Annotated in this window: 7 protein-coding genes; 5 read left to right on the top strand and 2 right to left on the bottom strand. The window is 51.3% G+C overall.

All coding sequences use genetic code 11. From position 1 onward, the window contains the following. Nucleotides 1–69: 69 nt before the first annotated feature. Complete coding sequence (locus AC0MA3_RS11285) at nucleotides 70–1,026, bottom strand: D-2-hydroxyacid dehydrogenase (RefSeq protein ID WP_379154511.1); 957 nt, start codon at nucleotides 1,024–1,026, stop codon at nucleotides 70–72. 89 nt (nucleotides 1,027–1,115) lie between these two features. Between AC0MA3_RS11285 and thpR the strand changes: the two genes are divergently transcribed. Next, nucleotides 1,116–1,721 (top strand): RNA 2',3'-cyclic phosphodiesterase, encoded by a 606-nt coding sequence (thpR, locus tag AC0MA3_RS11280; protein WP_474656235.1) that lies wholly within the window; start codon nucleotides 1,116–1,118, stop codon nucleotides 1,719–1,721. 83 nt (nucleotides 1,722–1,804) lie between these two features. Then, on the top strand, nucleotides 1,805–2,698 hold the full coding sequence (locus AC0MA3_RS11275) for a cell wall hydrolase (RefSeq protein ID WP_474656234.1): 894 nt from the start codon (nucleotides 1,805–1,807) through the stop codon (nucleotides 2,696–2,698). Between the two features lie 121 nt (nucleotides 2,699–2,819). Here AC0MA3_RS11275 and AC0MA3_RS11270 read toward each other — a convergent pair whose 3' ends face one another. After that, nucleotides 2,820–4,019: an MGDG synthase family glycosyltransferase gene (locus tag AC0MA3_RS11270; RefSeq protein WP_379154521.1), complete on the bottom strand. Its 1,200-nt coding sequence runs from the start codon at nucleotides 4,017–4,019 to the stop codon at nucleotides 2,820–2,822. A gap of 263 nt (nucleotides 4,020–4,282) precedes the next feature. On the opposite strand from AC0MA3_RS11270, the gene AC0MA3_RS11265 reads away from it, so the two are divergent. From AC0MA3_RS11265 to gltB, 3 genes are all read left to right on the top strand, one after another. Beyond that, on the top strand, nucleotides 4,283–4,867 hold the full coding sequence (locus AC0MA3_RS11265) for a TetR/AcrR family transcriptional regulator (protein WP_379154524.1): 585 nt from the start codon (nucleotides 4,283–4,285) through the stop codon (nucleotides 4,865–4,867). Nucleotides 4,868–5,037: 170 nt separating this feature from the next. Then, on the top strand, nucleotides 5,038–7,392 hold the full coding sequence (locus AC0MA3_RS11260) for a YhgE/Pip family protein (protein ID WP_474656233.1): 2,355 nt from the start codon (nucleotides 5,038–5,040) through the stop codon (nucleotides 7,390–7,392). Nucleotides 7,393–7,772: 380 nt separating this feature from the next. Continuing rightward, entirely contained in the window at nucleotides 7,773–12,368 is a 4,596-nt protein-coding gene (gltB, locus tag AC0MA3_RS11255) for a glutamate synthase large subunit (protein ID WP_474656232.1), read from the top strand. Nucleotide 12,369: the final 1 nt, after the last annotated feature.

Raw genomic sequence — 12,369 nt, 5'->3', positions numbered from 1 at the left:
GCGGAAACGGTTCGTGCACATGAAAAAGGGGGTTGTCCTTAGGACACCCCCCTTTTTTTACTTACTCCGTTAATACTGGCGGCTGTAGTCTACCAGATTGCGTGAAGGCGTTCCTGAATTCAAATAGGACTTCATATTCTCTACAAAAATATCAACCAGCCTGTCCGCATAGCGGTCCGTTGAACCGGCACAATGCGGTGTGATGACAACCTGCTCCATTCCCCATAGCGGATGTTCCGGTGGAAGCGGCTCGGTCTCGAATACATCCAGGCCGGCACCGGCCAAATGGCCGCTGTTCAGCGCATCCATCAGAGCTTCGGTATGGGTTGTGGCTCCCCGGCCAATATTAATGTAATAAGATCCTCGTTTACAGGCTGAGAAAATCTCCGCATCAAACAGCTGCTGCGTCTCTTCAGTAAGCGGGAGGGTATTGATCACGAAGTCACCTTGACCTACGGCATCCTTCAGTTGACCGGTCGTGTAGACTTCATCGAAGCCGTCCACCGGCTTACCGGAGCGGCTGATACCCACAGTTTTCATCCGGAAGGCCTTCGCGATTCTTGCGGTTTCACTGCCGATGGCACCGGTTCCTGCTATAACAGCGGTTTTGCCGGTCAGTTCGCTCTCATTGCCTTCGGAATGCCAGCGGCGGTTCATTTGGTTGCGCACAGCCGTATGCAGATTTCGCGTAAAGAGCAGCATGAAGCCGAATATGACTGCTGTAATCGGCTCGGCGTGCACACCGCTGGCGTTAGTCAGGAGGATACCTTTGTTCTTCATAGCGTCCAGAGGAAGTTTCTCCACGCCTGCCGACCAGGTCTGCAGCCAGCGCAGCGGGGACTCCGGCTTCAGTAGTGTATCGCTGATTCCTTTGCCCCAGCCGATAACAATTTCTGCTTCAGCAAGCATCGCAAGATCAGGATTTTTGCCGTTTCCAAGCATAAGGGAATAACCTGGGGCAGCTTCGCGGATTAGCTCTTGCTGCCGTGGTGAAAGAGTGTGCAGACATACAATGGACTTCGTCAAGATGGTTCCCTCCCGTTATACTATTTAATAGTCTGTCTCATTCTGTATAGAATAAGGATAACAAATCTGCTCTGAAAGGTGAAATTGAAATGGAACCTAAGCTGTCCGGCTCTGAAATGGAGCGTTTGTTCATTGCAGTAAATCTTCCCTCTCTACTATGCAAAAGCTTGGGGAAAGAGAGCAGCGCTTTGTCTGCCTCGCTGAATTTTGCTAAATGGACACATTATGAGGATTACCATATTACCCTGCAATTTCTCGGAGATACACCGAAACCGTCAATTCCTGCTCTTCTTGAGGCGCTGAAAGAGGTGGCTTCAACTTGTAAGCCATTTCAATTGCACCTCACAGATTGGGGGGCATTTGGGCGCCCGGAAGCGCCAAAGGTGCTCTGGGCGGGCGTTTCCGGCGACATGGAGCAACTGTTGGATCTCCAGAAACATGTGATTACCGCCACACGTCCTCTTGGTTTCATACCCGAAGCCAGAGAGTTTAAACCTCATCTTACTTTAGCCCGCAAATACAGGGGTGAACTTCCGTTCAGCCTCGGGAGACTTACTGATTTGCGTGCTCAGCCGCCTTATAACGAGGAAGATTATGGTAAATTAAACTGGACGGTGGATGGTTTTGTGGTGTATGCTACCAGGATGCATGCCATTCCTATGTATGAAATGATCGAAAAATTAACTTTTTTCTGAAATAAAATCGATTAGTAAGTTTTCAAAGCTTCCATTTTCGGTTACATACAATAGGAATGTGCCGTAAATTTAGGAGGTATAAAATGGTAATTTTTAAACAAAACCGCTGTATTGCGCTGCTTGTTGGCGTTATTCTGGTGTGTTTCTCTGCGATAAGCCTGCTCGGTTCTGAAGGAACCGCTAAAGGCAGAAATACAGTACAAATGAATCATTTCAACTCGAATGGTCAAACCTCGGTGTGGACACAGTCCAGTGAAGCCTCGACTAGCTTGATAAGGACCAAGAATACCCCAAAACCCATGCTCTACACCACAGCCGCCAATCTGGCCCAGACCAAGAAAAACTGGCAGAACATGGAGTGGATCAGTCCCGATATACTGAAGCCCCAAGGCACAGCAGTGAGGACTGGCATTCTCCGGCAAAAGGTAGCTGTGGTGAAGTCGACTCCGCCCGTGGCACAGCAAGTGGCCAAGCAGGCGGTGGCTAAGGGGAGCCAGCTCGTAAATACCAAACACACGGCAATTCAGCAACACCCCCCCACTCAATTGTTCTTCTCTCGGACAAAGCTATTAAGCCAGGAGCAGCGAGGTCAAGCGACCTGGAGCTACGCGGTATCCGAAGAAGACCTGCTACTGCTGCAAAAAATCGTCATGGCAGAAGCAGAAGGTGAACCGTACCAGGGCAAGGTGGCAGTCGCCAACGTTGTTCTGAACAGGCTACGGTCAGCCAATTTTCCCGACACCATTCATGATGTGATTTATCAGAAAAGCCAATTCAGTCCTGTGGCCAACGGGCGTCTTAAGCGCGTGAAGCCAAACGGGGACAGTATTAAGGCTGTTGCTGCTGCGCTCTCCGGCAACAAAGCAGTGACTGACGATACGTATTTCTTTTTGTCGCTTAAGCTTGCCCAGGATCTGACGGTACATCATTCCAGACAGTACGCCAAAACGATCGGCAATCATACTTTTTATAAATAGAAGTCAAGTCCTGAAAATAGCTCTGAGGCAACTTGGCTTCATTACAAATAGAAACGGTACCGGACTTGTTAGCCGGTACCGTTTCTATTTGGTTATGTTAGCGTTAAAGGTGGATCGCCGTTTAAGGTGTAACGTAGACGGCTTCTTCATTTCGTGCCTGGGCAGCAGCAACCCGTCCTCCCCGAAGATCCGCAGATATTCCGGCTACAGGTCCACCTAGTAACTGGAGCACGGTGGAAGCGCAGTGGTTCGGCTGCTGGTGATCCGGGGTGAGCCGCCGTCTGCGCAGCTCTTCAAGGCCAGCATACTCACGCAGGAGCAGCGAGAACCATTTGTCGACCACACCGGAATCGAGTTCCTCGGCCAGACCCAGTTCCACGAAATACTGGCAGTTCTTTTCTTCCTGGCCGGGAATAGCGCTGTAAAAAAGCATCGGAATGCCTTTTGCCTGGCCTTCCGTACAGGTCATCCCTCCGGGCTTCGTAATCAGCAGATCAGAAGCGTCCATGAGCTTATTGATCTCGCTGCTGTATCCCAGAATCTTCACATTGGGATGGTTCAGCAGGGGATTTGCTCTCATTTTGGCTATCAGCCTGTCGTTGCTGCCCATGCAGAAGACAAGCTGGATATCATCCATACGAGCGGTGAGCGAGTCCATAACTTCTTTTCCGAACATGATTCCCCAGCCGCCCCCCATAATTAGTACTGTAGGGATATCAGCAAGTCCAAGTTCCTTACGCAGCAGCTTTTTGTTTGACCGTTCCCAGAACTTGGGATGCAGAGGCATCCCGGTAACGGTAACCTTGTCAGGGGAGATCCCGCGGCCGGTAAGTATGGACTTGACCCGGGAAGTGGGCACCAGATAACGGGTCGCTTCTTCATTGACCCAGCTACCATGTGCATCATAATCCGTAATCAGAGTATACATGGGCACATCCAGCCCCTGCCGTTTCAAGCGTGAAATTACAGCGGCCGGAATAGGATGCGTACAGATAATCAGATCGGGCTTCAGCTGCTCGATGACCTGTGAGGCATGTGTATAAAAAATCCGGTGAAGCGCCAGCTTGGTCAACCGGTTCAGAGATTTATGATATTGGGTTTTGTACATCATGCCGACCAGCTTCGGCTGGCTGCTGACTGTTCTGCGGTAAGCTGAAAGAATCCAGGGAGCGACCGTAGGGTTAAGGAATTTGCCAAGCTCAATGACCCGGCACTGTACATCCGGGCTAAGACGCTTTATTCCTTCGGCCAGAGCATAGGCTGCCCCTGTATGGCCCGTACCGAAGCCTTCCGAAAACAGCAGTACTCTTTTCTTTCGCATAAGTTCACCTGCTACTTTCCTTCATGGGTAGGATTAATCTTCTCTTCTATTATACTAGGGATATTGCTTCTTTTCTCACATTATACAAATTAGACGTAAATAGAAAGTTAAAACACTGCAAAAATTAAAAAAATAAAGATTTCCCCCAAGTATTGCAAACTTGGAAGCAACGTGATAAAGTGGGTATTGACCGATTGACCAGAATAGTAAAACAGTCATATCAGTATGGCAGCCTATTTTATGAAGAAAGGAAGTGCGCTCCGGTGGCTGTGGTAGATCGAAGGCAACAGGTGCTCCAAGCCGCAACCAAGTCTTTTTCATTATTCGGCTACAAGGCAACAACCATGGATCAGGTCGCGAAGATCGCTAATGTTGGCAAAGGAACCATCTACACCTTTTTTACGAACAAGGAACAGTTGTTTGATGAGATACTACGTGATGTGATGATGGAAATGAAAGTCATCGCTGAGCGGGAGATCAAGCGGGACCGGTCATTTTTTGAAAATTTACACCGTGTTCTAGATGCTCTGCTCGAATTTCGCAGCGAACATGAGCTATTCATCAAGCTGTCCCAGGAAAGCCGGGATTTTGGAACCCCTCAGGCGAACGAAGGTCTCGACAAACTTGAGAATGTGGTACTGGAATATCTGCAGCGTGAAGTAGAATATGCTGTTGAGCAAGGGGAAGTGAAACCCTGTGACCCCAAAATTGTATCGCTGGTAATGTTCAGACTGTATATTGTGCTTACAGCCGAACTGAACAAGGTGCATGTGCCATTGACGAAGGATCAGATTACAAGCTATTTTCATCTCTTTTTGGCAGAAGGGTTGGCTGAGCAGTTACATTAACTAGAGATTTGGCAGCCTCACACGACTCCGGCAGGAGTTTTTATTTGCTCTTGAATGACCGGATGGGGAAATCAGTCAGTTGGTGTTACTGCAAGTTTTCAAGAGATTCACCTTTTTTAGATACTTATAGCATTTTAAAGAGAGCATATGATCAGAAGGAGAGAACCAGAATGAAATCTTTATCCGTATTTGCCAAGGATCTGGGCGCAGTGCTCAAGAATCCCAAGGTGCTGATTCCAATGTTTGTTGTCTTGTTCATTCCGGTCCTGTACAGCGGATTGTTCCTGAAGGCATTCTGGGACCCGTACGGCAAAATGAACGAGCTGCCCGTTGCTGTTGTTAATGAAGATAAAGGTGCCGATTATGAGGGGACGAAGCTTACTGCCGGGAATGACCTGGTAGAGGAGCTGAAGAAAACGGACGGGTTCAAATGGAACTTTGTCACCCGGGCACAAGCTGATGCCGGCATGCAAGACGAGACTTATTATATGACCATCGTGGTTCCGGAAGATTTCTCCGAGAATGCGACTACGTTGCTGGATGACAGCCCGAAGCAGGCCAAGATCATCTATGAGCCCAATGAAGGCTATAATTTCTTGGCAGGCCAAATCGGCGGTACAGCCGTGAAAGATATCAAGACTAAAGTATCTGCAAAAATTACGGAAGCTTATACCACCTCTGTTTTTGATAAAATCACCGATATCGCCAGCGGTCTTGGCGAAGCGGGCGACGGCGCCACCAAGATTGCCGATGGAGCCACCAAGCTGGACGACGGTGCGCTCAAGCTGAAGGATAACCTGCTGGTGCTGAGCGAAGGCACCGGTAAGCTTTTGGCTGGAACTGAGCCGCTTACTAAAGGTGTGGCAGATCTGAATAATGGTGCGGCTGCTCTGCAGAACGGCAGCAGCACACTTGCCGGCGGACTCCAGCAGTTGTCAGCAGCACATAAACAATTGCAGGATGGCGTATCACAGACCGCGGACGGCAGTAAGCAGCTCAATGCCGGATTGCAAAAGACCGCAGCCGGAGCAGCTGCTCTGCAAGCAGGTACCCAATCGGCTGTAGACGGAACCACTAAGCTGCAAGCCGGCACTAAATCCGTTGTGGATGGAAGTGCGAAGCTGGAAGCGGGCCTGACCTCTTCCGTGGACGGCAGTGCGAAGCTGGAAGCGGGCCTGAAAGCTTCCAAGGACGGCAGTGCGAAGGTAAGTGCGGGAGCCAAAGCGGTGGCGGAAGGCCTGTCACAGCTGGCCAAATCTAATCCGCAGCTGGCGGCAAGCCCGGATGTACAGAAGCTGCTCGCGGCCAGCACCGCAGTTGCTCAAGGGACTGCACAGCTCGATCAGGGCCAGCAGCAGCTCCTCGATGGCGCAACTGCGCTGCATAGCGGTCAGGAGCAGCTGGTGCAGGGGGCGAATCAGCTGCACGCGGGTTCGCAACAGCTGGATGCTGGAGTGACCCAGCTGCATGACGGGGCACAGCAGCTGAATGCCGGCAGCACCCAGCTGCTGGATGGACAGAAGCAGCTCCTGGCCGGAGCCGGAGCGCTGGAGACTGGCGGCAGCAAGCTCGCCGCAGGCATGAAGCAGTTCGGTGCGAAGCTGGACGAAGCGGCAGCAGGCGGTGCGAAGCTTGCTGACGGCGGCAAGGCGCTGGAAGCGGGCACGTCGAAGCTAATGGATGGAGCCGGTCAGCTTAGCAGCGGTCTCACCTCTGTAGCAGACGGTTCAAAGAAGCTGAGCGATGGAGCTGTACAGCTTAAGGACGGACTGGACGACTTGAAGGCAGGCTCCGGGGAGCTGGCAGTGAAGCTCGGTGATGCAGCTACACAGACCAGCACCGTGAAGAAAACCGATGCGCTGGTATCGATGTTTGCCCAGCCTGTAGAGATTGAAGAGAAGGAATTCACTACTGTACAGAACTATGGTACAGGGTTTGCACCTTACTTCCTGTCGCTTGGTTTGTTCGTAGGCGCACTTATCTGCACCATTGTTATTCCAATGCGTGATTCCGAAGTGATTGGTGCCAGCCGGTTCAACCGTTTCGTCAGCCGCACCCTTACCTTCTCGATGATGAGCGTGTTCCAGTCCCTGATGGCCATCCTTATCGTTCTCTACGGACTTGGACTTGAAGTGCAGAATGTACCGTTGTTCTATGCCTTTACCTTCATTACAAGTATTGCCTTCATGTGGATGATTCAAGCCATTGTTACCTGGATGGATCAGCCGGGCCGGTTCGTAGTTATCGTTGTCCTGATATTCCAACTGACAACTAGCGCCGGAACCTTCCCGCTCGAGCTGATTCCGGATTGGATGAAGTTCTTCAACCCGCTGCTGCCTATGACTTATAGCGTAAGAGGGTTCAAGGCAGTAATCTCAACCGGTAACTTCGATACTATGTGGAGCGATGCCGGAATGCTGGCCATTTATGGTATAGTATTCCTGGCTTGTACCTTTACCTACTTCATAACCCGTGACCGGGATAGTGAAGTGGCTATGCAACAAGATCAAGTATTAAGTTTATAATTGAAAAATACTTCATAAAGCAATTCAAAAAGAACGCTCCTCTCCGGGGCGTTCTTTTTGCTATTTTTATCATTTAGAGTAAAAGGCAAACCAAAATATTCCACGATTGTGTCAGGAAAATGAATGAAACGCTTTCATTGAATAAGTGCTTATTCGTTATTACTGCATATTTATGCATAACAAAGATTTTTTACGCTTTTATCCGCTAAAGCTGTGACGCAAAAGCATTTGTTAATCAAGCTCATAAAAAAGTTTAAATTGCACTCATGTCAGGTCGATGATAAAATAATATAACCAATCTGTCTTGAATAAATATTAAGAATTAACACTGAAAATTTTTCCTGAAATCCGTCTACTTTATAATAGAAAGGTTGCGTACAATGAGACACACTGAACTGCCCGTCAAACAGGGCCTGTACGATCCCCAGTTTGAAAAGGATGCCTGCGGGATGGGGTTTGTCGCCCATATCAAAGGCAAGCCGTCCCATGATATTGTAAGTAACGCTTTGACCATGCTCTTCAACATGGAGCATCGTGGAGGCCAGGGAGCCGAACCGAACTCGGGTGACGGCGCCGGCATTATGCTGCAGATTCCGCATCGTTTCTTTGCCGGAGAAGCCAGTAAGCTGGGCTTTGAACTGCCTGAGCAAGGGCATTACGGCGTAGGCATGATCTTTTTGTCTCACAACGAGGAGATCCGGGCCCGCCATGAAGCACTCCTTAGCGAGATTATCGCCGAGGAAGGCCAGCAGGTGCTCGGTTACCGCGATGTACCTACTTTTGACGAGATGCTGGGCAAGACAGCCAAGGCGGCCAAGCCTTATGTTCGTCAGGTATTCATCGGCCGTTCCGAAGGCATCAAGGATGAACTCGCATTTGAGCGCAAGCTGTATGTTATCCGCAAACGTGCCGAGTTGTCGATCCGCTATGGCGGTGCAGAAGAAGGCGAATCTTTCTATGTGCCAAGTATGTCCTGTCTAAAGATCGTATACAAAGGCATGCTGACCACTGCGCAGGTAGGGCAGTTCTATCTGGATCTGCAGAATGAAGCGCTGGAATCAGCGATTGCCCTTGTGCATTCCCGCTTCAGCACGAACACCTTCCCGAGCTGGGAACGTGCCCATCCTTACCGTTTCATGATCCACAACGGTGAGATTAACACTTTGCGGGGCAATGTGAACTGGATGCATGCACGCCAGTCCTTGTTCAAGAGTGAAGTGTTCGGTGAAGACCTGAGCAAGATCAAGCCTGTTGTGAATCCTGACGGCTCCGATACTGCCATGTTCGATAACACCTTCGAATTCCTTTACCTCAGCGGGCGTTCCCTGCCGCATGTGGCTATGATGATGGTTCCTGAGCCTTGGGGCAATCATGACAGCATGGACGAAGAAAAGAAGGCTTTCTACGAATATCACAGCACATTGATGGAGCCATGGGACGGACCCGCTGCAATGGGCTTCACCGACGGTGTGCAGATCGGTGCAATTCTTGACCGCAACGGCCTTCGCCCTGCGCGTTATTATGTAACCAAAGACGATATGATTATTTTATCCTCGGAAGCCGGAGTGCTTGATATTCCTGCCGAGGATGTACTATACAAGGACCGGTTAAGACCAGGACGTATGCTGCTGGTAGATACGAAGCAGGGCCGGATCATTTCCGACGAAGAAGTCAAAGCCGCCATTGCTTCCGAGCAGCCTTACCGCCAGTGGCTGGATGAGCATCTGATCGGGCTGGATGAGCTTCCTGAGGCTCCAGAGCTGCCGAATCCGAAGCATGACAATGTGCAGCAGCTTCAGCAATCCTTCGGATATACCTTTGAAGATCTGCGCAAGGTGCTTGAGCCGATGGCTTCTACTGGTGCGGAGGCTGTAGGCTCGATGGGCTATGATGCCCCGCTGGCTGTACTGTCTGACCGTCCGCAGCGTCTCTATAATTATTTTAAACAAATGTTCGCCCAGGTAACCAATCCGCCGATTGATGCGATCCGTGAAGAGCTGGTTACCTCTACAGCGACAACGATCGGACCTGAGCGCAACCTGCTTAAGCCTGAACCTGAGAGCTGCCGGCAGATTTCGCTGGATTCACCGATCCTGTCCAATGAGGATTTTGCGAAGATCCGCCACGTCCGCCGTGCAGGATTCAAGTCGATGTCGATTCCAATTCTGTTCCCGGCTGAGCTGGGTGCGGAGGGACTACGCATTGCGCTGGAGCGGATGAATGAAGCTGCTGACCGCGTTATGGCCAAAGGCCACAATATTCTGATTCTGTCTGACCGTGGCGTAGACCGTGAGAATGCCGCTATTCCAGCACTGCTTGCCGTCTCCAGCCTGCACCATCATCTGATCCGCTCGGGAACCCGTACCAAGGTCAGCATTTTGCTGGAATCCGGCGAACCGCGTGAAGTGCATCATTATGCGCTGCTGCTCGGCTATGGGGTGAGTGCGGTCAATCCGTACCTCGCTTTCGAGAGTCTGGATGACATGATCGGCCAGGGCCTGCTGCGCGGAATCTCGCATGAGAAGGCTGTGAAGAATTATATCAAAGCTGCGACAAAGAGCGTGGTGAAAATACTCTCCAAAATGGGCATCTCCACGATCCAATCCTACCGGGGAGCGCAGATTTTTGAAGCGGTCGGCCTGAATTCGGAGTTCGTGGACCGGTACTTCACCTGGACCCCTTCCCGCATAGGCGGTATTGGTCTGGAAGAAGTGGCGGCAGAGACGCTTGCCTCTCATAACCGCGCCTTTACGGATAAGGATGGCAGTGACAAGGTGCTGGATTCCGGCGGTGAATACCAATGGCGCAGTGACGGGGAAGAACATTTGTTCAACCCGCAGACCATTCATCTTCTCCAGCATTCCGTGCGGAGCGGTGATTACGGGCTGTACAAGAAGTATGCGGCACTTGTACAAGGAGAGAGCGAGAAACATCAGACGCTGCGTTCCATGCTGCAGTTCAAGCCTGCGAACTCACCTGTCCCACTGGATGAGGTAGAGTCAGCAGAATCCATCATGAAACGCTTCAAGACCGGTGCCATGTCCTTTGGCTCGATCAGTAAGGAAGCGCATGAAACACTGGCGATTGCAATGAACCGCATCGGCGGGAAGAGCAATACGGGTGAAGGCGGAGAAGATCCGGCCCGGTTTACTCCGGACAGCAATGGTGATTCCCGCCGCAGTGCGATTAAGCAGGTGGCATCGGGACGATTCGGGGTTACCTCGAATTACCTGGTCAATGCGGACGAAATTCAGATCAAGATGGCGCAGGGGGCCAAGCCGGGTGAAGGCGGACAGCTTCCGGGCCGCAAGGTATATCCTTGGGTCGCCGAAGTGCGCGGCTCCACAGCGGGTGTAGGTCTGATCTCTCCGCCTCCGCATCATGATATTTACTCTATTGAGGATCTGGCTGAATTGATCTACGATCTTAAGAATGCTAATCCTCGTGCCAATATTAACGTGAAGCTCGTGTCTGAAGTCGGTGTCGGAACCATCGCTGCCGGGGTAGCCAAGGGCCGTGCCGATATTATCCTGATCAGCGGCTACGATGGAGGTACAGGCGCATCGCCGATGAACTCTATCCGTCATGCCGGTCTGCCTTGGGAGCTTGGTCTGGCTGAGACGCATCAGACCTTGATGCTGAACAATCTGCGCGACCGTGTTGTACTGGAAACTGACGGCAAAATGCTAAGCGGCCGTGACCTGGCAGTCGCTGTACTGCTCGGTGCTGAGGAGTACGGATTTGCTACTGCACCGCTTGTAGCGGTAGGCTGCATTATGATGCGTGTATGTCAAATGGATACTTGTCCGGTTGGTGTAGCTACACAGAATCCGGAGCTGCGTAAGAACTTTACGGGTGACCCGCAGCATGTCGTGAACTTTATGACCTTTGTGGCACAGGATCTGCGTGAAATCATGGCAGAGCTTGGTTTCCGCACGATTCAGGAAATGGTTGGACGCACAGACTGTCTGGATGCTGTCAAAGCTTCGAGCCACTGGAAGAAGAAGGGCGTAGATCTGAGCAGCCTGCTGCATACTCCGGCTATGCCGGAAGGAAGCACCCGCTTCCGCAGTCAGACCCAGAATCACGGTTTGGAAGAAACAATGGATGTATCGATGCTTCTGGACCTTGCCGCACCGGCTTTGGAATCCGGGACTGTGGTTGAAGCTTCGCTGCCGATTACGAACGTCAACCGTGCGGTTGGAACCATTCTGGGCAGTGAGCTGACGCGTAAATATGGTGCAGCAGGACTCCCTGATGATACGATCCGTCTGCATTTCACCGGTTCGGCCGGACAGAGTCTGGGTGCCTTCGTACCGAAGGGAATCACGATCACCGTTGAAGGGGATTCTAATGACTATGTCGGCAAGGGACTTTCTGGAGGCAAGCTGATCATTAAGCCGTCCTCTAAGGCGACCTTTGCCGCTGAGGACAATATCATCATTGGGAATACCGCCCTGTACGGTGCTACCAGCGGTGAAGCTTACATCAGCGGGATTGCCGGCGAACGGTTCGCCGTCCGTAACTCCGGTGCGAATGTCGTTGTGGAAGGCGTGGGTGACCACGGCTGTGAATACATGACCGGAGGTCGTGTGGTTGTACTTGGCGCCACCGGACGCAACTTTGCGGCAGGCATGTCAGGCGGTATCGCCTACGTATATGATCCGGATAATACGTTCGTCAAGCGCTGCAATATTGAGATGGTTCTCTTGGAGCGTGTGGAAGAGCCTGAGGAAATTGCTGAACTGCAGAATCTGATCATCCGTCATACCGAGCTTACAGGCAGTAATGCCGGTCAACGCATTCTGGATACATGGGATGAGGCTCTGCCGAAGTTTGCCCGTGTTATTCCGAAAGACTACAAACGGATGATGGAGCAGATCCGCAAGGTAGAACAGACCGGCTTGACCGGTGAAGCTGCCCTGATGGCTGCGTTTGAAGCGAATATGCGCGAGCTTGCCCGTGTGGGCGGCTAAT

It is taken from the genome of Paenibacillus sp. LS-5 (genome assembly GCF_056121505.1).
The sequence above is the reverse complement of the archived record's forward strand: the minus strand, read 5'-3'. Positions and strand labels throughout refer to the sequence as shown.

Coding starts and splice junctions, on each gene's coding strand:
- thpR (WP_474656235.1), top strand. CDS start 1,116: ATGGAACCTAAGCTGTCCGGCTCTGAAATGGAGCGTTTGTTCATTGCA.
- AC0MA3_RS11270 (WP_379154521.1), bottom strand. CDS start 4,019: ATGCGAAAGAAAAGAGTACTGCTGTTTTCGGAAGGCTTCGGTACGGGC.
- gltB (WP_474656232.1), top strand. CDS start 7,773: ATGAGACACACTGAACTGCCCGTCAAACAGGGCCTGTACGATCCCCAG.
- AC0MA3_RS11275 (WP_474656234.1), top strand. CDS start 1,805: ATGGTAATTTTTAAACAAAACCGCTGTATTGCGCTGCTTGTTGGCGTT.
- AC0MA3_RS11260 (WP_474656233.1), top strand. CDS start 5,038: ATGAAATCTTTATCCGTATTTGCCAAGGATCTGGGCGCAGTGCTCAAG.